Origin of the sequence: Chitinophaga sp. MM2321 (genome assembly GCF_964033635.1) — a bacterium.
In the GTDB taxonomy this organism is placed as follows: Bacteria; Bacteroidota; Bacteroidia; order Chitinophagales; family Chitinophagaceae; genus Chitinophaga.
The window spans coordinates 5,394,455-5,417,498 of sequence record NZ_OZ035533.1 but is presented as its reverse complement, the minus strand read 5'-3'; the positions used below and the strand labels follow the sequence as shown (position 1 = coordinate 5,417,498).

The following is a 23,044-nucleotide window of genomic DNA, read 5'->3' as shown; positions in this document are numbered from 1 at the left end:
GGTTAAGACTGATGATTGAGTATGCTGAGTGGTAAATATATAATAAATTCTGCTCCTTCCCCCGGAGCGGAGTTTACAATGATCTTACCCTTGTGTTTTTCTATGATGCTGAATACGATAGATAACCCCAGACCAGTACCTTCTCCTACATCTTTCGTGGTGAAGAAAGGGTCAAATATTTTTTCCTGTACAGCCTGGGACATACCAATGCCGGTATCTTTGATGGTAATAACGATGCGATCATTTTCCTTTTTGGTAGAAATAGAGATAGACTCGTTGTGATGCTCTTTTTTGGTTTTGATGGCATTCAGTGAATTAGAGAAGATATTCATGAACACCTGGTTTACTTTACCGGCATAACACTCTATTTTGGGCAGGTCTGCGTAGTCCTTTATAATATTCACATAAGGTGGAATGCCGTTCCGGAGCAATACCAGCGTGGAATCGAGCCCTTCGTGGATGTCGATGGATTTTACATCGCTTTCATCGAGGCGGCTGAAAGTACGCAAGCCTTTTACGATTTCTGCGGTACGGGCAGCGCCATCTTCAATACCTTTTATGAGAGATGCTATTTCTTCATGAACATAGTCAATATCAATTTCCTTTTTGAATAAGGCAATACTGGCCAGTTCCTGCTGTATGTCCGGATGCCCGGCCAACTGATCATAACGGTTCAGCAAACTTTGCAAGTCTGCAATATCCAGTTTCAGCGGCTTTATGTTAGAAGTGACGAAATTGATCGGGTTGTTGATTTCGTGTGCGATACCTGCTGTAAGCTGACCAAGGGATGCCATTTTTTCTTTTTCCACCAGCCTCATTTGTGCATCTTTCAGGTTGGTGAGTGCGGTGTTCAGTTCCTGGTTAGTGGCTTGCAGGTCTTCTGTCCTGTCTTTTACTTTAGTTTCCAGTATGATATTCTGTTCTCTTACCAACCGCTCATTTTCCAGGGAAACGGCCAGTGCCATCTGCTGCGAAGCTTCTTTTTCTGCTTTGAACACATTGATCTTATGCGCCAGCGCAAAGGAGAGGAGGAGTACTTCCAGCCCTGAACCTATTTGCAGTGCATAATAAGTAAAGTTGTTATAAGGCAGTATGTTGAAATTACGCAACACAAATATGAAAATACTGATGAGGAAGATAGACCAGGCCACCAGGAAAAAGCGGGCGGCGCTGATACCTTTCCTGCTCACTTTATAAGCCACAAAAAATGCTGCGATAGCGGCCAGAAATGCATCCAGCTGCACAAAGATCTGTGCAAAAGTATACATGTTCAGGAAGGTCGGTATAAAGCATAAAGCGTACAGGGTGATGCAGATATTCATCAGTCTGTTGCCGGCCGGATAGTTCTGTTGCGTATGCAGGAACTTTTTGATGAAAGCCAGTGCGGTGATCCCGTTTAGTATAGGCACCAATACGGTGGCGTGCATGGCCAGCCAGGGACTTTCCGGATAAAGGAACCGGAAGGAATAACCCTGTAGTGTTGCCTGTGTGAGCCCTACGCAGATGATATAGCTGACATAAATAATATAGCTGTTATCCCTGGTAGAAATATAAATAAACAGGTTATAAAAAGTCATGGCGAGAATAACGCCTATATAGATGCCAAAAATGAGTTCGCGGTTGTTGTTCTTCTCATAGAGCTGTTCAGGAGTACCGAGATAAACAGGGAGCTGCAACTGTTCTCCTGCCCGCACTTTCAGGTAGTATTCCCTGGAAGAATCCGGCTGGATGTTTAAGAGGAACTGATAGTTCTGGTGATCAAATTTCCGGTTGTGGTACGAGGTGAATTCACCCATCCGTGTGGCCGTATATCCTCCATCCGGTAATGGCTCGTATAAAGTAATGTCGTCAATAATAGGGTATTCCACTTCCAGCAACAGTTGTTTCTGGGATGATTTATTTTCGATGGTAAACCTTGCCCACTGTGTATATGGAGTGATCTGAAGGTTAGGGACTTCCTGTTTGGAAGGCTGGAAGGATTGTTTTTTTATGCTGTCGATGCCAAGTGAATTGCTTTTATCGGTATAGAGTTCCATATGTCCCCCTATTTGCAGCAATTGCTCCGTGTTGGTATAAACTACCTGGCGGGGTGTTGTTGCAAAAACGGCCGACAGGGCCATAACAGACCATAGTACCACAATCCTGAACATCTTAACGGCTAAATTATATGATGATGAAATTTATATTATTTTTTGAAATCCCGCAATGTTTCCCGGAGATCAGATCTCCAGGCTCTGGGGATGCGTTACGGGCGGAAGTTGCAGGTCGTAATTAACTTCATAGGAACCTTTGGGGCCTACTTCTGTTTTCGTTTGTATTGGATTGGCACGTAGCTCCGCAATCAGCTCCTGTTCTTTCGGGTCGGCATGTACCAGGTTGTAACAATCATTTATCACCATAGCAGTAGCCAGGAAATCGTCTTTCGGATAAAAGAAAGTTCCCTTATTCCCTAATGATTCATCAATGATAAACCCAACGCGTTTGCCTATACGGGTAGTAATAGGTGCACACAATACATGAAATACATCAATAGGTAACTGGGCGGCCAATACCACGCCTGCTCTGGCGAGTACCTGGCTGCCGATGCCCATACCTGCTACTTCCTTTGAGTTCCACATGCCACAGATTTCAGCACTACCTTTCTTGATGTAAGAATAGATCTTGGAATCATATTTCCCGATAGCAGATTCGATAGGCAGCGGTAAAATACCGTCCGCTACCTGTACCCGCGCGCCACCGTATGTTTTGGTGCGTGTTTCGTCTTCAACAATAATAACAACCGTGTTGTCATGCTGCATCCAGTCTGCACTACCTGACGTAATCTGAGCGATACCGTAATATATTTCCAGTAGCCTCATGTGGCCGGTATAAAATCTCATACAAGCTTCAGGATCCGTAGGTGCCCTAAATGCTCTTACATTTATCATGATATTGCGAAATGGCGCTTATACAAGGCATAAGTATGTTAAACAATCAATTGTTCGAAATCAATGTAGTATCGGCCTGAGCTCTTTAGCTGATCCAGTAATACCCTGCGGCAGGTATCTGCAACAATAGCGCCACCTAACACCACGGATGAGGCCAGTTGCGGCCACGTCGTAATGGTTTTCCCGATTTCACCCAGGGAAAATTTCATTCTGGGCGACATGTCATCAATCGCTACCATTGGTCGGAAAATGGGGAGCTTTTCTGCATCTGTCAAGCCTTTCAGACCGGCAATGTCCAGATCCGGAATGAAGCCATGCAGCAGTGGTCTGTCCGGCTCCAGGTCAAAGCGTTCAATATCTACCATGCCCCTGTCGTTCAGTTCCATGATCACAGGAATTCCTAATGATTTCGCTTTAATCCTGCTTAATATCTTCATGTCTATGCCATCGCACTCTTCAACAAAAATATCCAGGTTACCACCATCGGTGAAAAAGCTGTCGAGGTTGTCTTCTGTCATACCGTCCAGGTAACATTTTACCTGCAGGTATGGATCCAGTTCTGCAATTTCACGGGCAGCCAGTACCGCTTTTGATACCTGTATATTATGTACACCCGTGCGGATGCGGTTCATATTGGTCAGTTCCACCTTATCAAAATCCGCCAGCCTCAGCTCTCCGCATAAACGCTCCATAGCCAGGGTGAGTGCAATCGACTGGCCCACAGATAAACCCACAATACCAATCTTCTTTTTTGATAGCATTGCTATTTCTTCTGTCGTAATCTTGTGCCGGTTGCGACTGGTGCGTAATTCAATAAAATCAGCTTCTTCTACGAGGTGTACCACACGGTTGCTCCATGGGTAATATACCCATACGCCAAACTCCTCCATGGGGAGGTCGCCTACATATTCGCTGATTTTTTGCTCGGACTCTTCGGGTGTAAGTGGCCGGGTGGGATGCCTGATCTTCATCAATTCACGTAGTTGTGAATGTAGCTGATCGTGTATGCGTATATGTGAATGAGATGCCAGTAAAGCCGCTAATGCTTTATGGTCTTGTTCGCGATTCAGATAATAAAAAACAGGCTTATAGTCATTTGGTTCATCCTGCTGTTTCCGGAGGTATTCCTGTATCATGCTCTCTGCTTTAACGGGTAAAGGTTATGCTTAATATTCATTGCTTCAGGTAGCATTCGTCAATTTCAATGTGCAAATCCAAAGCCTCACTACCCTAAGTAGCTGACATGTTTAACATATAATGGTTGTTTATACTGGCTAGTGGCGGGTTAATTAACAGGGGTATTCATAAGCCTGTTCTGCCCGGGATAAATGTAAATATGTCTGGCAATCATAAAATAATCACAATTAACATTCACATGAATGTAAAGGTAAAATAGTAATTATTATTAATAATAAAGCAAAACTTTCCTTTATTTTGATAATAAATTACTGCTTTTACCAATTTTTACTTCGTTATAGTATCACTTTAAATTCTTTTATAACAAATAAGATTGGTGTAAAATTTGTTGCTTTTCAAGTCACTATGCGTATCTTCTATAAAGCTATAATATATAAACACTAATAATATGAACAAGCGAGATTTTATTAAGCTGACCAGCCTTGCTGGCGTAGCTGCGCTGAGCGGCCCTTTAAGCAGCTTTGCAGCTCCGGCACTTTCCAGAAAAACAGGCTTCACTGATCCTAAAGCTCCTTTTGTATTACCTCCGCTGCCTTACCCCTATGATGCGCTGGACGCAAATATCGATAAGCTGACCATGGAAATCCACCACGACAAACATCACGGAGCCTATGTAAAAAACCTGAACGATGCGGTGAATGGTACTGCCTTCGCCACGCTTACACTGGAAGAAATATTGCGTAAAGTGACGGAAAAGGATAAAGCCATCCGCAATAACGGCGGTGGTCACTATAATCACTCCCTCTTCTGGACATTGCTCACTCCCAATAAAACATCCCCTTCGGATAAGCTGAAAACAGCTATCAGCAGTGCTTTCGGATCATGGGAGAAATTCCAGCAACAATTCAATGATGCCGGTAAAACACAATTCGGATCAGGATGGGCATGGCTCATCGTTACACCCGGTAAAAAACTGGCTGTCATCAATACACCCAATCAGGACAATCCCCTGATGCATAACATCGTGAAAGAAAAAGGTACCCCCATCCTGGCACTCGACGTATGGGAACACGCTTACTACCTGAAGTATCAGAACAAACGCCCCGATTATATCAACGCTTTCTGGAATGTGGTAAACTGGAATGAAGTAGAGAAACGATATAATAGCGCAGTATAGAATTTAGGGATTTATTTATTTTTTGATTTAGATATTTAAAATGCAGCAGAAGATCTACGTGAAAATTTCTTTGTAAATCTCTTCTGCATTTTAAATATCTAAATCAAAAAATAAATAAATCCCTAAATATTTATTGTTGTTTCCTTTTAAAAAATACAAACCCGTTCTTTTCTCCGATTACTTCCAGGTTAGGGTGCTGCCTGTATTGCTCGCTATCTGTGATGCGGCAAATGAAAAACGCAGGTTTGTCTATCTGACCATTTAACAGCCAGTCTGTATCGTAATAGTTCTTGTTGGTATGGGGTAATTCCCTCGAATAGAAGTGCTGTGCATAGCTGTGATACCCTAACGCTTTCACATATACGTCTTTTCCCTGGAGGGAGATAAAAAAGTCGATCGCAGCTCCCTGGGAATAACGCTCTACTTTAGGTACGAAGTGAACAACTGTTACCTGGATCACCAGGATCGTGCTCACAAAAAGACAAATGAGTCCGTTAGTGGTTTTATGTCGGATCAGCAACACCGCACTGATAATGACCAGCAGGATATAGCCGATACCGTAGCAGGCTTCCGCAACAGACCACTGCACCTGCGCCTGGAGGTTGGCTACCGCAAACTTGTCGCCGATGTAAGGGATCAGGTGGTCTTTATAAACACCTACCAATGGTAAAAGCGCGATGGCTATTCCCAGTACAATACCGATGAATAACAGCAGGGCGATATTCCATCCGCGCAGGCGTAACCTGCCTTCCGCCAGTTTGTATACCTGGTGCGCTGCCAGGAACGACAGCGGGAAATAACAAAGGGAAGAATAATGTACGATCTTGGTTTTCACCACAGAGAAAAGGATCAGTACTACCCAGAACAATACCCACATCCATATTTTAAAATCTTTCATTTCGCCCGCAGCAGGCGTAGCGTAGATCGATTTTTTTCTTCCCTGGAAATAGGTGAAAAGGAAGATACTGGCCGGAAAGCAGCCGATCAGTAGTACAATCCAGTGATAAAAGAAAGGGCCTCCGTGGCCGGCATCTTCTGTTGTCAGCAAACGGATCTGATAAGCAACAAATTCATTTACAAACCCCCAGCCATGGGCTATGATTTCATACCCAAACCATAATAGGGTGGTGAAGCAGGCAAAGAGTGCGATCAGCCCTATATGCGACAGCCGGATGCTGATTTTACCTTTGTTCCATATCCAGTATACCAGCAGCGCGAGTATCGCTACCAGTATGGCTACAGGTCCTTTGGTGAGTACCGCCAATCCGAGGCAAAAACCACTGAAAATGGCCATGCGGAGGTGTTTGCCGGAATAGGCAATACGCGATGCAAAGTAAATAGCCAGGAAAATAAAGAAGTTGAAAGTAGGATCAATGATGCCCGACTTGAAATAAAAATGAGGTAACCAGGAACCTGCATATACCAATGCCCACCACAAACCGAATTTTTCATCGGCCAGCTTTTTACCGATGGCAAATAAGGTGACGAGGGTGGCAATACCAATGATGGCATTAGGAAAACGGGCGGCAAAATCATTCACGCCGAATAGCATCATACTACCTGCCTGCATCCAGATGAATAAAGGTGGTTTTTCCCAGAAAGGACGGAAATCAATCTGTACCTGGCTGAAGTTATGGCTAACAATCATTTCCCTGGCTGCTTCCGCAAAATTTATCTCATCCCAGTCAAATAAGTGAACCGCTCCCAGAAAAGGTATGAACAGTAAAGCAGCCACCAGGGCAATCAATAGGTATTTCATTCCAACAATTTAAAAATTTCTTAGCTATGCCGTTGTTGTATTGGCTTTCATCACGGCTTCTGCACACAGCTCCGGTGCGGAGGCTGAATTACGGAATCCGAAGAACCCATATACAAGAACAGTACATAGTGTGCCCACAATACTACCTACATATACATCCACAAAAAAATGTTGTGCCAGGTAGATGCGGGAGTAGGCTGCGCTGAGCGCCAGTCCTATAAACAGTAATCCCAACTTTTTATTGTTTAACATAAGGGTCAGGAAGCTGAACATGCCAAAGGCAACAGCAGAATGTCCGGATGGGAAACTGCAACTACCGTGTACAGTTACCCATTTTACGGTGTGTACCAGGGTACCGGCCTCGTCACCAAAATAGCTAAGGGGCCGGGGGGCGTTAAAATAATGTTTGGCTATCTGTATTATGATGGCCGTCAGTAGAAAAACGGCCAGGCCAATAAAGAATAACCTGAACTTCTGCATGAGTAGTATCAGGAGCAGGATCGCTCCAAACATAATACCATCGCCGAGGTAGGTAATACCCGTTACCAATACATCCCCCCAAAAGGAATGTTCTCCGTTAATACTGAGAAATAATTCCCGTTGGCTGTAGGTGGCCAGCAGTATTCCTCCCACTATAATCCATAGGGAGAAGGGCAGAAAGAAGTAGGCGTTCTTTCTGAACAGTGTAAACAGCGTTTTCAAGTCTGTACGTTTTTGTTAAGTTGTAGGTTGTTTTCTAAAGCTTCGTAAGAACTTTCTTATTTTTTGAATAATGCGAAAATAAAATTCTTTATTGAATAATTGTGAATCATTCATGGCTTTTACAATCAAAAAGCCTGCAAACGGCAACAGGACCATATTTGAGAGCCACATTCCCGACCAGGTATGCATTACACCACTTCTTGCCATCTTTTCTCCTACCATGAAGAAAATATTAAAGATCACGAAAAAGATCACTGCAAACACCAGAGGAGTACCCAAACCGCCTTTTCGTATAATAGATCCAAGGGGAGCGCCTATGAGGAACATAACAATACAGGCCGCTGCCAGTGTGAACTTGCGCTGCCATTCCACCTTAAACATGAGGATGCTGGTATGTTTGTCTTCAAATTCTTTTGTGGGTGTTTCCAGCGCACTTTGTGTTTCACGGATATTTTGTTCCGATCTTTCCAGTACACTGCGGCGGCTTTTTTCCGGGATCATTTCTTCAAAGTCCTTTACTTTAAGTGGGGGAGCGGTAGCTACCCAGCCGGTATCTTTCCATCTGGCAAAGGGGAATCGCATGGTAACGTAGGCGTTCACGGTTTTGCTGAACTGATTTTCTATTTTTTGCAGGGAATCGATGGCTACATCCAGCTGCCGCACATTCAGCATCTGCTGGTTGGAGGCAAACAGGTCCATGTTCAGGCGGTTAAAGGCAAATGAACTCAGGTCAAATGCCTTGCTGTATTTTTTGAACCCCAGCCGGATCATATCACCGGGCACGGTGTAGCCGCGGTTACCTCTTTCCTCATAACGCCACCCGTTATCGAGGATAAAGTACAGAAAGCGTTTGTTGGCCGTTAGCACCATCTGTCCTTTCTCTGCCAGGATAATTTTGTCGCCGCCACCGTTCTGATGATCAAAGATCATTACCTGGTGAATGGTCTGGTTATCCTTATCTTTTTGCGCTACTTTAATGGTATAGCCGGGAATATCGCGGTAAAACACACCTGCCTTGATGTTAAAGGCGGGTTTTGAGTTGGTAATATCGTAGAGTAAAGATTTTGCCTGCAGATTGGCCACCGGGATCACATAGTTGGCAAATAAAAACGCGAGAAAAGCAATAACCGTACACACAAACAGCAGCGGCCGGATAAAACGGAGCAGGGAAATGCCGGAAGATTTCAGTGCCACCAGTTCAAAACTCTCACCAAGATTACCGAAGGTCATGATGGAAGACAGCAATACGGCCAGGGGAAGGGCCAGTGTCACCAATGTGGCGCTGGTATAGGCGATGAGCTGAATGATCACACCGGTATCCAGCCCTTTACCCACCAGATCATCCACGTATTTCCACAGGAACTGCATGACCAGTACAAACAATGTCACAAAGAAAGTAGCAACGAATGGACCCAGAAATGTTTTTATAATTAGTTTGTCGAGTTTTTTCACTGATAAGACTTTTTATTCCGGGATTTACTTATTTTTTTATTTTGGAATTTAAAATGCAGCGAAGACCGATATCGTGCATAAAATATAATCTTCGCTGCATTTTTAAATTTCAAAATTTCAAAATAAACAAATAAATAAATCTCAAAATCTTTGTAAAGTTAGTACGATTTCACAAAGGAGTGTTAAGGTGCGTCTGAAAATACCGTTAAATTATATGGAAAATTTTTATTTATCGCCGGAGGAGGCTTCTATCGTGTATAGCCCTCATTTTATACAGTTGAAGAATAGTGCGATGGAAAAGGTGATGGTAATGATGGGCAGGCTGCAGGAGGAACTGGCGGAATATGACCGGGGATCGGATTTTCCTTTTGAGCCGGAATGGCTGCAGCAGGGGCCTAAGATTTCGAAGGGGGAGCAGTACAAGCAATTACCCTGGGTGATGCTGGATTATCCGAGATATTTTAGCAAAAAGGCGGTATTTGCATTCAGAACCATGTTCTGGTGGGGGCATTACTTTAGCTGTACCCTGCACCTGGCGGGAACTGTAAAAGAAACATTCAGGGAGGCGCTGGTTGATGGATACACGAAACTGGCTACAGCCGGGTTTCAGGTATATCAGCAGGAAGATCCCTGGGAACACGATTTTGAAAACGGGAATTACAAGTTCATAGGCGATGTCAGTTTTGAAGACTGGAAGGAAATGGTCGACCGGTATAGTTTTATTAAACTGGCCAAACCATTTGCACTGGAGCATTGGGGTGGAATAATTACTGAAATAGTGGCGGCTTATGCAACCCTACTCAGTTTGTTGAACAATAAAGGCCGGGCTTAATTTCCGATACGGTGAAAGAGATCTTTCACCTGGTAGTCCCATAATTGACTCTGGTCTGCGATTTCTTTCTTTTCAGCGAAATCTTTTACCACCAGGATAGTCATATTGGTTACTTCCGAAATCTGTATACGGAACTCAAAATACTCCTCTTTTGGCGCGTGTAGCCAATGTAGCCGTATATATTCATCTTCCTCCTGCTCCAGAATTTCCGCTTCTTCCGCAGTGCCATTCCATGAAAAGGAAAAAACATTATCCCTGAAATCAACCCTGTCTGCGAACCATTCCTGCAATCCGGCAGGGGTTGACAGGAATTCATACAGGATACCGGGTGAACACCTAACCGGGAATTCTAATTCATAAAGCACTTTCTTAGACATCTCTCAAATAATTAGTAAATCAATATCATCCAGTTGCAATTATAGAAAATATTTTAGTCTGTCAAAATAATTTACGGTTTTTTTTTAATTATTCTTATAAAACTTTATACACTTTAGCTTAAATGTAGATATTAATAAAAATATTAATGTTAATTATTCATATATGGAAAATCACTACCCTGTGCCCGGCTCATGGCCGGTTCAGTGTGAAATAACAAGCTCGTAAAGATCAATCGATTTAATTTGAAAATGATTTAAAAACTATAGATTTTTTTTGGCCGGCATCTAAAAAAAGTTATTTTTGTCAGGCATTCATCAAATCTTAACTTTTTATTAACCTGTAACTGTTCCGACAATATGTCAATGCGCCAACTTAAAATCACTAAATCCATTACCAACAGGGAGTCTCAGTCTCTGGAAAAGTATTTACAGGAGATTGGGAAAGTGGATTTAATTACGCCGGAAGAAGAGGTAAACCTCGCTATCCGGATCAAGCAGGGCGATCAGAGGGCATTGGAAAAGCTAACGAAAGCTAACCTGCGCTTTGTGGTGTCCGTTGCCAAACAGTATCAGAACCAGGGTCTGTCGCTCAGCGATCTGATCAATGAGGGGAACCTGGGGTTAATTAAAGCTGCTCAACGTTTTGATGAAACGCGCGGTTTTAAATTCATATCCTACGCCGTATGGTGGATCCGCCAATCGATCCTGCAGGCTTTGGCTGAACAATCCAGGATTGTTCGCCTCCCGCTCAACAAAGTGGGCCTGAGCAACAAGATCAGTAAAGCGTATTCCCAGCTGGAACAGGAATTTGAAAGAGAACCATCCCCTGATGAACTGGCCACCATCCTCGAAATCAATACAGACGAAGTAGAAGCCACCCTTGGCGTTGCTGCCCGTCACGTATCCATGGATGCACCGTTTATTGATGGAGAAGACAATTCCCTGCTGGATGTGCTCGCAAATCCAAATGCCGTGAGCGCAGACGAAGAACTGGATCACCATGATTCACTCCGCCGTGAAATTGAACGCTCCCTCTCTACTTTAACAGACCGGCAGAAAGATGTGATCATGCTGTACTTCGGCATCGCCGTAGAACATCCCATGTCACTGGAAGATATCGGCGAAAAATTTGGCCTGACCCGCGAACGCGTACGCCAGATCAAGGATAAAGCCATTACAAAACTCAGAACTACCTCCAGAAGCAAATTGCTGCGGAATTATCTTGGATAGCTATTAAACTTTTTATACCCGTCAGGGAAGATAAAAGCGGAAAACCTGCTTTTATCTTCCCTGATCTTTTTTATTCCGCTCACACTTTCTGCTTTCGACCAAAAACAATACTTTTGCAGTCCGTTTAAAATACCAACAATGTTTGAATCATTATCAGAGAGACTGGATTCCGCGTTTAAGCAGCTTAAAGGGGAAGGCCGTATCTCCGAAATAAATATAGCAACTACTGTCAAAGAAATCCGCCGTGCTTTGGTGGATGCGGATGTGAACTATAAAATAGCCAAGGAATTTACTGATAGGGTAAAGGACAAAGCCATGGGTGAAAAGGTGTTGACCGCCATTTCTCCCGGACAGCTCATGGTAAAGATCGTTCAGGACGAACTGACCGAGCTGATGGGTGGTACCGAAGCCGAATTTGATAGCAAAACAAATCCTTCCGTTGTACTCATAGCAGGTTTGCAGGGTTCAGGTAAAACTACCTTTTCCGGTAAACTGGCTAATTTCCTCAAAACCAAGAAGGCGAAAAAGCCTTTACTGGTAGCGGCAGATATCTACCGCCCGGCAGCGATTGACCAGCTGAAAGTGCTGGGAGAGCAGATCGGGGTGGAAGTGTACAGCGAACCTGAAAATAAAAATGCGGTTGATATTGCTCAAAATGCGATCAAACACGCAAAAGCTAATGGTTTTAACATCATTATCATCGATACGGCCGGTCGTCTGGCAGTGGATGAAATGATGATGAAAGAAGTAGCCGATGTGAAAGCAGCGGTAAATCCACAGGAAATCCTGTTTGTGGTTGACTCCATGACCGGCCAGGATGCGGTAAACACCGCTAAGGCCTTCAATGAGCGCCTCAATTTCACCGGGGTAGTACTTACTAAGCTGGATGGCGATACACGCGGCGGTGCGGCCCTTACGATCAAATACACCGTAGAGAAGCCCATCAAGTTCGTGAGCATGGGGGAAAAACTCGATACCCTCGACGTATTTTACCCTGAACGTATGGCGCAGCGTATCCTGGGCATGGGTGATATCACCACCCTGGTAGAACGCGCGCAGGCCCAGTTTAACGAAGAACAGGCCAAAAAGCTGGAAAAGAAGATCCGTCAGAACCAGTTTGATTTTGATGATTTCAAGGAACAGCTGCAACAGATCAAAAAGATGGGTAACCTGAAAGATCTGATGGGTATGATCCCCGGTGTGGGAAAAGCCGTGAAGGACCTGGATATCAGCGACGATGCATTTAAGGGCATTGAAGCCATGATCAACTCCATGACACCTGCAGAGCGCGGTAACCCGGATGTAATAGACGGCAGCCGCCGGAAACGCATTGCAAAAGGCAGCGGAAAGGACATCCAGGACGTGAATCAGTTCATGAAACAGTTTGAACAGATGCGGCAGATGATGAAAATGATGAATAAGTTTGGCGCTGGTGGCAAGGGTTTGAAAGGAATGGTGCGATAAAATCAGCTTCTCAATAAATATTTTTTTGCAAATATCAATTTACGGATTACATTTGCATCCCTAATTAAACAATATTTCCTAACTCGCAAAAAATAACTCGACTTATTTATGCCAGTAAAAATCAGACTGCAGAGACATGGCGCGAAGAAAAGGCCTTTCTATTTTATCGTAGTAGCCGACGCACGCGCCCCAAGGGATGGTAAATTCATCCAGAAAATCGGGACTTACAACCCGTTAACAGTTCCAGCTTCTATCAACATCGATACTGAAAAAGCATTGCGTTGGTTGCAGAAAGGTGCACAACCTACTGACACTGTTAGAAGAATTCTGTCATTCAAAGGTGTATTGTATTTGAAACACCTGTTAAGAGGTGTTACCCTGAACCTGTTCGACGAGCCTACTGCTTACCAGAAGTTTGCACAATGGCAGGCCGAACACGAACAGAAAGTTTCTGCCCGCCGCGACGGTCAAAGGAAAGCTAGAGTAGCTGCCCCGATCGTTAGAAGGGTAGAAGAAACTCCTGCTGCTCCCGCTCCGGTTACAGAAGCTCCGGCTCCTGAAGCTACAGAAGGAGAAGGTACAGAAGCATAAAACGGCAACGTTTTAACAATACCTGAAAAAGGAAATATTTGCACCGCAAATATTTCCTTTTTTAATTTCTGTACAGCTGGTGACAGGCCAAAAAATAATGCTTTTGCCTTCCGCCAGCACCAAATTTGAAGGCTGTTTTACAGCCCAAAGCTATTTTATGAGCAATTATTTCAGTATCGGCAAACTGGTGTCGGCCCATGGATTACAGGGAGAGCTGCTTTTAAGGCACAGTCTTGGCAAAAGATCGGCCCTGAAAGGGGTAACCGTTGTATTCCTGGAAGAGCGCAAAAAAAGCTTTATTCCCTACTTTGTGGAGCAGGTGACCATCAAGGACGCTGAACAGGTGTATATCAGGCTGGAAGGGGTGGATTCAAAAGAAGCTGCCCAGAAACTGATGCCCGGACAGGTATACCTGCTGGAGGAAGACTTTAAACAGCAAACAGCCTCTTCCGCCCCGCTGGCACTCCTCGGCTTTACCGTCATGGATGCACAGCATGGCCTCCTGGGTACTATCGAGGAAGTGATCGAAATGCCCATGCAGGTGCTGGTAAAGGTGCTGATTGAAGGAAAAGAAGCCCTGCTACCCATTAACGAGCAATCACTTGTAAAAGTAGACAAGCAAAACCAGGTAGTACACCTGGACCTGCCGGACGGGCTGATTGAACTATACACCAGCGTTTAAATATTCTTTGATTTTTTGATTTTTGTATTTAGAGATTTGGTTTTCCGGGGTATCTCCGCTGCATTTCAAATAACTAAATGAAAAATAACTAAATCCCAAAATGAACTTATGCGAATAGACATCATTACTGTGTTGCCTGAGCTGCTGGAAAGTCCGCTTTCCCACTCCATCATGAAGCGGGCACAGGCAAAGGGGCTCCTGGAGGTGCATCTGCACCCGCTCAGGGATTATTCCAGCCTGAAGCACAACCAGGTGGATGATTACCAGTTTGGCGGCGGCGCCGGGATGGTGATGATGCTGGAGCCTATTGTCAATGCTATTGAGTCTTTACAGGCAAAAGTGCAGTACGACGAAATTATCTACCTGACACCTGATGGCGAAACGCTGAATCAGCAGATGGCTAACCAGCTATCGCTCAAAGGCAACCTGCTGATGCTATGCGGGCACTATAAAGGCATTGATCAGCGTATCAGGGATCATTTTATCACCAAAGAGATCTCTATAGGTGATTATGTGCTGTCTGGCGGAGAGCTGGGCGCGGCTGTGCTGGTAGATGCTATCGGCCGCCTGTTGCCAGGGGTGCTGAATGATGAAACCAGTGCCTTATTCGACTCTTTCCAGGACAACCTGCTGGCTCCGCCTGTATATACCAGGCCGGTAGAGTTCCGTGGCTGGAAGGTGCCGGATATCCTGCTGAGCGGGGACCATAAAAAAATTGAGGACTGGCGTCACCAACAGGCGGTGGAACGTACAACGGAGCGCCGTCCGGACATATTGTAAACTAATGATTTAGAAATGTTATTAATGGCAATATCAGCTAATCACAAGATTTATCACGGATTAATTTGGTAAATGCCGTTTCTTAACTTACTTTTGCACTCCCATAAATATTTGAAAGATGAACGCAATTTCGTTTGTTCACGAACAACTGACAGCTAACAAACAGTACCCGAAGTTTAAAGCAGGCGACAACGTCACTGTCAATTATAAGATCGTGGAAGGTAATAAAGAAAGGATTCAGTCCTTTAAAGGTGATGTGTTAAAAATCCAGGGTACAGGATTTACGGCATCCTTCACTGTTAGAAAAATTTCTGATGGCATTGGTGTGGAAAGACTGTTTCCATTTTACTCTCCCAACATCGATGGTATCGTGTTGAACAAGGTGGGTAAAGTAAGAAGAGCGAAACTTTTTTATCTGCGCGAACGTGCTGGTAAGAAAGCCCGTATCAAAGAAAAAAGGGTTTAGTATAAATACAGGGAAATTTGTTAAAAGCGGGACCATTCCGGTTCCGCTTTTTTCGTGTTCTTAAAATGGTATTAAAAACGACAAGATCACGGTTAGACAGATAAAAAAGCGGATTTTATAATTTATCTTTGTTGCCTTAACTTAAATAAACATTTGAGAAGATGACTGCTGTTTTTGTAAAATCATCGTTTTTAATTCTTCAGGATATAGGTATGTCTGAACTGCTTTTAATCGCTGTCGTAGTGTTATTGCTGTTTGGAGGTAAAAAGATCCCTGAATTAATGCGTGGCCTTGGTAAAGGCATCCGTGAGTTTAATGACGCCAAAAACAACGTGCGCCAGGAGATTGAAGAAGGTATGAAAGAAAGACCTGTTCAACCAGCTACTACTGATACAGCTGTAGACACAACGGTACCTGCCGTGGAAACGCACACATCTGCATCTGCTACAGATGAAAAACATAACGCATAACCTGGTAGGACTCCGGTAAGGAGATTTATCCTGATTTATTCAATTTTTAACTGGTTTAGCTTTGACTGAATTCAGCAGTATAATTACTTTCCAAAAAGCATTATACGCCGGCAGTACAAGCTGTACGGAGAGGGTACGTTATTACCTGGAGCGTATAGCACAGCTAAAACACTTAAATGCCTTCCTGGAAGTTTACGAGGATGAGGCCCTGGAAAAAGCGCGCGAACTGGATGAACGTATAAAAAACGGGCAACCAGTTGGCGCATTGGCCGGTGTGGTGATAGGCATTAAAGATGTAATCTGCTATAAAGGCCATAATGTAAGTGCCGCTTCCAATATACTGGAAGGGTTTACTTCCCTGTTTTCAGCTACAGCGGTGGAAAGACTGCTGGCAGCGGATGCTATTATCATTGGTAATCTCAATTGCGATGAATTCGCTATGGGGTCTACCAATGAGAATTCTGCTTTCGGTCCTACGTTGAATGCACTGGATCCTACCCGTGTGCCGGGTGGTTCTTCCGGTGGTTCTGCGGTAGCAGTGCAGGCGGATCTGTGCCAGGTGAGCCTGGGTAGTGATACCGGCGGGTCTGTTCGTCAACCGGCAGATTTTTGTGGTATTGTAGGCCTGAAGCCCACTTACGGCCGTATTTCCCGCTACGGATTGATCGCTTATGCCTCTTCTTTTGACCAGATTGGCATTTTTGGCAAGAATATTGCCGATGTGGCCGCAGTATTACAGGTCATGGCAGGACCGGATGAGTTCGATAGTACTGCTTCCCAACAGGAAGTTCCCGATTACCAACAACATCTCTCAAACAATAAATCCTTCAAATTCGCGTATTTAAGGGATGCACAGTATCACGAGGGGCTGGATGCGGAAATGAAGGAAGGATACATTGATTTCTTCGAAAACCTCGTGCAACTCGGCCATGTCGTTACAGGCAAGAGTTTCGAGCACCTGGATTATGTAGTACCCGCTTATTATGTGCTCACAACGGCAGAAGCATCTTCCAACCTGTCGCGTTACGATGGGGTGAAATATGGGCACAGAACCGCAGAAAAAGACCTGGATCTGACTGATTTTTACAAAAAAAGTAGGTCTGAAGGGTTTGGAAAAGAAGTAAAACGTCGTATATTACTAGGGACTTTCGTTCTCAGTGCCGGTTACTACGACGCTTATTATACTAAGGCACAACAGGTTAGGAGATTAGTAACAGACAAACTCAACGACATACTGGAAGAATATGACGCCATCTTAATGCCAACGGTGCCGTCAACCGCATTTAAATTAGGAGAGAAAACAGACGATCCTATTGCTATGTACCTGGCAGATATTTATACGGTATTAGCAAACCTGGCCGGGGTTCCGGCCATATCAATTCCACTGAACCAGCATTCAAACGGGATGCCATATGGGGTTCAGATTATCACAAAGAAGTTCGACGAAGCGGCCTTATTAAACATTGCTCATCAACTGATGACAATCGAACGGGCTGCTATTGTTTAAAATAAAATTTATGCAAAAAATCTTTTTACTGTTGCTGTTGCCGGCCTTGTGTTTAGGGAGTGTAGAGGTAATGGGTAGCAATAGCGTACCTAAAGAGACGGTGCCTGCCACAGCAGCACCAGACACCAGTATCATAAAATTGAATCGTAAGGTACATTTACCAAAAGATACAGTTGTACATATTTCCCCTACCTCTATCGCGGTAAAGAAAGCAGCAGAAAGCCTGCCCAACACGATCGGCAGCCCGAAAGTGTATGAACAGATCAATAACAATCTTGTTGCCGGCTATGTAAATAACTACGCCACCAGGTACAGTCAGCATCTTCAGATAATGATCGAAAAGGGACAACCCTATTTCGCTATGGTGGAAAAAGTTTTCCGCGAACACGGTATCCCCGAGGAAATGAAATACCTCGCAGTCATAGAATCCAGCTTTAATACCAATGCACGTTCAAGGGTAGGAGCGGTAGGCGCCTGGCAATTTATGGCCGGTACTGCCCGCATCTTCGGTTTGAGCGTAGGTAAAAAGGTGGATGAAAGAAAGGATTTCTATAAATCTACCCTGGCTGCAGCACAGTTTCTCAACAAACTGTATGATCAGTTTGGTGACTGGTTACTGGTAGTAGCCGCCTATAACTGCGGCGCCGGCGGCGTACAACGCGCTATGAAAGCCAGCGGCCGTGAAGATTTCTGGGGTATGCAGTATTTCCTGCCCGCAGAATCACGTAATCATGTATATAAATTTATCGCTACCGGTTATATCCTCGACAGATTCAACAACTTCTTTGGTGTAAGCGACGATAACACTTTGGCCGCACAGCCCACTGAAAACGGAAGCTTTGCTGCTCCCGTTGCAAGAGGACCATTGACAGAAGATGAAATCTTCAGTACCGTAGAAATAAATGTTACCGGCAAATACAGATTGGAAGCAATTGCTAAAAAACTGGATATGTCAGTAGCCCAGCTGGACCGCTTTAATCCCGGTTTTGCCAAAGCGATGGCAAGCCCCGAGAACAACTATGACCTGCGTATTCCCCAGGAAAAGATGAAACAGTTCATGGCTGAGAAAGATGAAATGCTGAAAGAATCTGTACAGCTGACCCTGGATGATAAGGCAATAGGCGTGGATAAAAGCAAATTTCCGCCTCCGGCGAAAATGGCTGTAAAAAGCCCCGTAGTTAAAAAAGCTACCACCACCCGGCATCATACAGCTACAAAAAAACACACCGTTGCCAAGAAGCATACAGCTACCAAAAGGCCAATTGCAAAAAAGTAATCAGTTATTCAATATGAAAAAATCCCGTGTCGGCTCAGCAGACACGGGATTTTTTATGTTTTATATAGATAGATAACTACACCGCCAATATTCCTTTTTTCTTTTCACAATAGGCTACGAGGTCCAGTATAGGCCCGGTCATCAAGGTGGTAGTCAGTGCCATTAATACCATCATAGCAAATATTTCGGGAGATAAAATACCAAGATCGTAGCCAATATTAAGCACCACCAGTTCCATCAGACCGCGGGTATTCATGAGCGCCCCTATAGATACTGACTGCTTCCATGACTGTCCCATCAACCGCGCTGTAAGGGTGCTGCCACCAAATTTCCCAACTACCGCCACCGTCATGATCATACCAAACACCACCCACAAATGCCCCTGGTTAAGAAGTCCTACCTGGGTTCTTAAACCCGTATACACAAAGAAGATAGGGAGTAATAGCAAAACGCTTACATCTTCCAGCTTATCTGTCAGCAGTTGTTTGATACCAGCCTGCTGTGGCATGATCACACCTGCCAGGAACGCGCCGAATAAGGCATGGATACCAATAACCTCCGCCAGCCAAGCAGCCACGAGGAGCACAAAAAATACCAGCGATATAGCCGCTTTCTGCTGGCCTTTTGCAATTTGCCTGTTTATGGTTTTATCCAGCCAGGGACGTACCAGCATCAGCATAAACATGACAAAAACAATGGCGAGTACAATGGTGACAACGGCGCTCAATACTCCGCCGGCTTTTACGATAGCCACCACCACAGCCAATATACACCAGGCGGTGACATCATCTGCTGCGGCGCAGGTAATAGCCATGGTACCCAATGGCGTACCGGTCAGCTTTCTTTCCTGAACAATACGTGCCAGCACCGGAAATGCGGTAATGCTCATGGCGATGCCCATAAACAGGGCGAAAGAGAGAAAACTTACCGATGCAGGTGCAAAGCCGGTAAAGAGGAAATAGGCCAGCGAAACGCCCAGGAAAAAGGGTATAATGATGCTGGCATGACTGATCATGACCGCATCATGTGCTTTATTCCTGATTTTACTGATGTCCAGCTCCATACCTACAATGAACATAAAAAAGGCCAATCCTATCTGGCTGAGGAACTGTAAATTCCTTAAAGAGTCGGCAGGAAACAGAAAGGAGGAGAACGACGGTGTAATCCAGCCCAGTAAAGAAGGGCCGAGTAACACGCCGGCAATGATTTCACCTACTACTGCCGGTTGTTTTACTTTATTGGCCAGGATGCCAAACAGGCGGGAAGCCAGCATGATCATAATGATCTGTAACAGTAACAGGCTAAGCGGATGTTGCAGGTTATCCAGGTATTGCCACCAGGAACCTGTACCTGGAGTTGCTGTTATTGTGGTAGCAGTACCTGCGGCAGCGGTGGTTGCAACGACCACTTTCTGCTTAACAGGCAGCAATTGCCCCTGTTGCAGTATCACCCAGATCAATGCTGCAAAAATGCCAATGATAACAGGATAGAAGAGGAGGCGTTTTTTCATATTGGGGGTATAATGAGAAAGAGATTTTGCTATTTATGTATTTAGATATTTCGTTTCAATGGTAGATTTTCCACTGAAGCTAAATATCTAAATAACAAAATAACAAAATCTCTCAATTATGCGATGGCTGCGATTCCGGGCAGTTCTTTTCCTTCAAAGAACTCGAGCATAGCGCCACCACCGGTAGATACATAGCTTACTTTATCGGCCAGTCCGAATTTATTGACAGCTGCAACAGAGTCGCCGCCGCCTACCAGTGAAAACGCTCCTTTTTCAGTAGCGGTAACGATGGCATCAGCAACACCTTTGGTACCTGCCTGGAAAGCTTTCATTTCAAACACGCCCATTGGCCCGTTCCATAAAATGGTTCTGGAGGCCTGGATGGTCTGGCTGAAAAGTGCGATGGACTTAGGTCCTATGTCGAGGCCCATCCATCCGGCGGGAATATTATCGTTGGAAACAGTTTGTGTGGCTGCATCTTCTGCAAATTTATCCGCTGCAACGGAATCAACAGGGAGTATCAGTTGAACACCTTTTACAGTAGCTTTCTCCAGCAATTCGTTGGCCAGGTCCAGTTTGTCGTTTTCGCAGAGTGAGTTGCCGATTTCTTTACCCTGTGCTTTCAGGAAGGTAAAAGCCATACCACCACCAATGATGATGTTATTGGCACGATCCATCAGGGTTTCGATGATCAGTATTTTATCGCTTACTTTCGCGCCGCCAAGGATAGCGGTGAAAGGAGATTCGGCACTGTTCAGTACTTTCTCTGCATTGGTTACTTCTGCTTCCATGAGGAGACCGAACATACGGTCTTCCGGTGCGAAGTATTGTGCAATAACCGCTGTGGAAGCGTGTGCACGGTGGGCGGTACCGAATGCGTCATTTACATATGTGTTGCCCAGTTTAGATAGTTGTTCTGCAAAAGTGGCATCGCCTTTTTCTTCCTGTTTGTGAAAGCGCAGGTTTTCCAACAGCAGTACTTCGCCCATTTGCAGGTCAGCAGCGGCTTTTTCAGCAACGGGACCTACGCAGTCTTCCGCAAACTTTACGGTAGTGCCGTCCAGCAGGGAGATGAGGTGGTATACGAGGTGTTTTAAGGAATATTTATCGGTAGGGCCATCTTTAGGGCGGCCAAGGTGGGACATGAGTATAACGGCGCCGCCATCTTTCAGGATCTTTTTGATGGTAGGTACAGCAGCACGCATACGGTTATCGTCGGTGATGTCGAATTTATCGTTCAGGGGGACGTTGAAATCCACGCGTACCAGGGCTTTGCGGCCATTGAAGTTATAATCGGAGAATTTACTCATAAAGCTCAATTTAAATAACGGAAAGGTTAAGTCAATAAAAAAAACCGCGGATCCACAGCACAAAGCAAGTATTCAACCAAAAGTTATCTGGCATATTGCTGCTATGGTGTAGTTCCACGGAATATAAAGTCTCCCGGTTTGCACCGGGAGTACTTATATAATTATTTGCTGATCAGACCGGCGAAGTACTTCACAGTACGCACCAGTTGTGATACATAGCTCATTTCGTTATCGTACCAGGATACGGTTTTAACCATCTGGTGTTCGCCTACGGTGATCACTTTAGTTTGCGTAGCGTCAAACAGTGAACCGAAGTTGATACCGATGATATCAGAGCTTACAATTTCATCTTCGGTATAACCGAAAGATTCATTGGCAGCTGCTTTCATGGCTGCATTCACCTCATCAACCGTTACTTTTTTGTTGAGGATGGTTGTCAGCTCAGTTAAAGAACCAGTGATGGTAGGAACGCGTTGTGCATTACCGTCCAGTTTACCTTTCAGTTCAGGCAAAACCAGGCCGATTGCTTTTGCAGCACCGGTACTGTTAGGTACGATGTTGGCAGCAGCAGCACGGGCGCGGCGCAGATCACCTTTGGGGTGCGGAGCATCCAGGGTGTTCTGGTCGTTGGTGTAAGCGTGTACAGTTGTCATTAAACCGGTAGCGATACCATAGGTATCCTGCAATACTTTAGCCATTGGAGCCAGGCAGTTGGTGGTGCAGGAAGCGCAGGAGATAACAGTTTCGCTGCCATCCAGAATCAGGTGGTTAACGTTGAACACGATCGTTTTCAGATCGCCGGTAGCAGGAGCGGATATTACTACTCTTTTTGCGCCGGCAGTAATGTGTGCAGCAGCTTTGTCTCTGTCAGCAAAGAAACCGGTACACTCGATCACTACATCAACACCATGGTCTTTCCATGGAATCTGAGACGGATCCCGCTGTGCGTATATCTTCACATCTTCACCGTTCACATTGATTGCATTTTCAGAATGTTTAACATCTGCATCAAACCTACCCTGCGCCGAATCGTATTTCAGCAAATGCGCCAGCACAGTAGGGCTGGTGAGATCATTGATAGCTACCACATCAATGCCGGGCATTTTGTAAATCTGGCGGTATACCAAACGGCCTATGCGACCGAAACCATTAATACCAATTTTGAGAGTAGTTCCCATTTTACATCGAGATTTGAGTATGAAAAAATCGAGAGCGAATTTACAATCAATACCACTATTAATCAATATAAATTTAGGGTAATGAAAATTTTTTTGGAAATACGGGGGAAGATCATACCTTTGCAATCCCAAAACGACACGCCGCGTTGGTCAAGGGGTTAAGACGCCTCCCTTTCACGGAGGAATCACGGGTTCGAATCCCGTACGTGGTACAAAA

Annotated in this window: 21 protein-coding genes and 1 tRNA gene; 12 read left to right on the top strand and 10 right to left on the bottom strand. The window is 44.7% G+C overall.

The annotated features are described in order from the left end of the window. Nucleotides 1–2: 2 nt before the first annotated feature. From ABQ275_RS21045 to ABQ275_RS21035, 3 genes are all read right to left on the bottom strand, one after another. A complete protein-coding gene (locus ABQ275_RS21045; RefSeq protein WP_349315106.1) occupies nt 3–2,150 on the bottom strand; it encodes a 7TM diverse intracellular signaling domain-containing protein in 2,148 nt (715 codons plus the stop codon). 69 nt (nt 2,151–2,219) lie between these two features. Then, nucleotides 2,220–2,858, bottom strand: a complete 639-nt coding sequence (locus ABQ275_RS21040; protein WP_349315105.1) for a hypothetical protein — start codon at nt 2,856–2,858, stop codon at nt 2,220–2,222. Between the two features lie 107 nt (nt 2,859–2,965). Next, nucleotides 2,966–4,063, bottom strand: coding sequence for an Rv1355c family protein (locus tag ABQ275_RS21035; RefSeq protein ID WP_349315104.1), 1,098 nt, complete (start codon nt 4,061–4,063; stop codon nt 2,966–2,968). A gap of 449 nt (nt 4,064–4,512) precedes the next feature. Here ABQ275_RS21035 and ABQ275_RS21030 point away from each other — a divergent pair, with 449 nt between their 5' ends. Beyond that, nucleotides 4,513–5,241 carry a superoxide dismutase gene (locus ABQ275_RS21030; protein WP_349315103.1) on the top strand — a complete coding sequence of 243 codons (729 nt, stop codon included), beginning with the start codon at nt 4,513–4,515 and terminating at the stop codon, nt 5,239–5,241. A gap of 130 nt (nt 5,242–5,371) precedes the next feature. Here ABQ275_RS21030 and ABQ275_RS21025 read toward each other — a convergent pair whose 3' ends face one another. The 3 genes from ABQ275_RS21025 to ABQ275_RS21015 are packed head-to-tail and all read right to left on the bottom strand — an operon-like array spanning nt 5,372 to nt 9,154. Continuing rightward, a complete protein-coding gene (locus tag ABQ275_RS21025; protein ID WP_349315102.1) occupies nt 5,372–7,000 on the bottom strand; it encodes a glycosyltransferase family 39 protein in 1,629 nt (542 codons plus the stop codon). Nucleotides 7,001–7,024: 24 nt separating this feature from the next. Next, a complete protein-coding gene (locus tag ABQ275_RS21020) occupies nt 7,025–7,702 on the bottom strand; it encodes a phosphatase PAP2 family protein (RefSeq protein WP_349315101.1) in 678 nt (225 codons plus the stop codon). Between the two features lie 15 nt (nt 7,703–7,717). Beyond that, a complete protein-coding gene (locus ABQ275_RS21015) occupies nt 7,718–9,154 on the bottom strand; it encodes an LptF/LptG family permease (protein WP_349315100.1) in 1,437 nt (478 codons plus the stop codon). A 214-nt stretch (nt 9,155–9,368) separates the two neighbouring features. On the opposite strand from ABQ275_RS21015, the gene ABQ275_RS21010 reads away from it, so the two are divergent. Then, nucleotides 9,369–9,986 carry a hypothetical protein gene (locus ABQ275_RS21010; RefSeq protein WP_349315099.1) on the top strand — a complete coding sequence of 206 codons (618 nt, stop codon included), beginning with the start codon at nt 9,369–9,371 and terminating at the stop codon, nt 9,984–9,986. Here the strand turns inward: ABQ275_RS21010 and ABQ275_RS21005 are convergent. Continuing rightward, complete coding sequence (locus ABQ275_RS21005; RefSeq protein WP_349315098.1) at nt 9,983–10,363, bottom strand: START-like domain-containing protein; 381 nt, start codon at nt 10,361–10,363, stop codon at nt 9,983–9,985. The genes ABQ275_RS21010 and ABQ275_RS21005 overlap by 4 nt on opposite strands. A 363-nt stretch (nt 10,364–10,726) precedes the next feature. Here ABQ275_RS21005 and ABQ275_RS21000 point away from each other — a divergent pair, with 363 nt between their 5' ends. From ABQ275_RS21000 to ABQ275_RS20960, 9 genes are all read left to right on the top strand, one after another. Further along, a complete protein-coding gene (locus ABQ275_RS21000) occupies nt 10,727–11,593 on the top strand; it encodes an RNA polymerase sigma factor RpoD/SigA (RefSeq protein WP_349315097.1) in 867 nt (288 codons plus the stop codon). 138 nt (nt 11,594–11,731) lie between these two features. Next, a complete protein-coding gene (ffh, locus tag ABQ275_RS20995) occupies nt 11,732–13,057 on the top strand; it encodes a signal recognition particle protein (protein ID WP_349315096.1) in 1,326 nt (441 codons plus the stop codon). A 108-nt stretch (nt 13,058–13,165) separates the two neighbouring features. After that, complete coding sequence (gene rpsP / locus ABQ275_RS20990; RefSeq protein WP_349315095.1) at nt 13,166–13,648, top strand: 30S ribosomal protein S16; 483 nt, start codon at nt 13,166–13,168, stop codon at nt 13,646–13,648. 157 nt (nt 13,649–13,805) lie between these two features. Further along, complete coding sequence (rimM, locus tag ABQ275_RS20985; protein ID WP_349315094.1) at nt 13,806–14,330, top strand: ribosome maturation factor RimM; 525 nt, start codon at nt 13,806–13,808, stop codon at nt 14,328–14,330. 108 nt (nt 14,331–14,438) lie between these two features. Further along, nucleotides 14,439–15,110 (top strand): tRNA (guanosine(37)-N1)-methyltransferase TrmD, encoded by a 672-nt coding sequence (trmD, locus tag ABQ275_RS20980; protein ID WP_349315093.1) that lies wholly within the window; start codon nt 14,439–14,441, stop codon nt 15,108–15,110. Nucleotides 15,111–15,228: 118 nt separating this feature from the next. Continuing rightward, on the top strand, nt 15,229–15,576 hold the full coding sequence (gene rplS, locus ABQ275_RS20975; protein ID WP_349315092.1) for a 50S ribosomal protein L19: 348 nt from the start codon (nt 15,229–15,231) through the stop codon (nt 15,574–15,576). 212 nt (nt 15,577–15,788) lie between these two features. Next, entirely contained in the window at nt 15,789–16,046 is a 258-nt protein-coding gene (locus tag ABQ275_RS20970) for a twin-arginine translocase TatA/TatE family subunit (protein ID WP_349315091.1), read from the top strand. A gap of 61 nt (nt 16,047–16,107) precedes the next feature. Then, a complete protein-coding gene (gene gatA, locus ABQ275_RS20965) occupies nt 16,108–17,553 on the top strand; it encodes an Asp-tRNA(Asn)/Glu-tRNA(Gln) amidotransferase subunit GatA (RefSeq protein ID WP_349315090.1) in 1,446 nt (481 codons plus the stop codon). 10 nt (nt 17,554–17,563) lie between these two features. Continuing rightward, nucleotides 17,564–18,829 (top strand): lytic transglycosylase domain-containing protein, encoded by a 1,266-nt coding sequence (locus tag ABQ275_RS20960; RefSeq protein WP_349315089.1) that lies wholly within the window; start codon nt 17,564–17,566, stop codon nt 18,827–18,829. Between the two features lie 76 nt (nt 18,830–18,905). On the opposite strand, the gene ABQ275_RS20955 is transcribed toward ABQ275_RS20960, so the two are convergent. From ABQ275_RS20955 to gap, 3 genes are all read right to left on the bottom strand, one after another. Further along, nucleotides 18,906–20,339, bottom strand: coding sequence for a cation:proton antiporter (locus ABQ275_RS20955; RefSeq protein WP_349315088.1), 1,434 nt, complete (start codon nt 20,337–20,339; stop codon nt 18,906–18,908). 116 nt (nt 20,340–20,455) lie between these two features. Further along, entirely contained in the window at nt 20,456–21,649 is a 1,194-nt protein-coding gene (locus tag ABQ275_RS20950) for a phosphoglycerate kinase (protein WP_349315087.1), read from the bottom strand. 161 nt (nt 21,650–21,810) lie between these two features. Beyond that, nucleotides 21,811–22,827 (bottom strand): type I glyceraldehyde-3-phosphate dehydrogenase, encoded by a 1,017-nt coding sequence (gene gap, locus ABQ275_RS20945; protein ID WP_349315086.1) that lies wholly within the window; start codon nt 22,825–22,827, stop codon nt 21,811–21,813. Nucleotides 22,828–22,967: 140 nt separating this feature from the next. On the opposite strand from gap, the gene ABQ275_RS20940 reads away from it, so the two are divergent. Continuing rightward, nucleotides 22,968–23,039 (top strand) — tRNA-Glu (locus ABQ275_RS20940). Nucleotides 23,040–23,044: the final 5 nt, after the last annotated feature.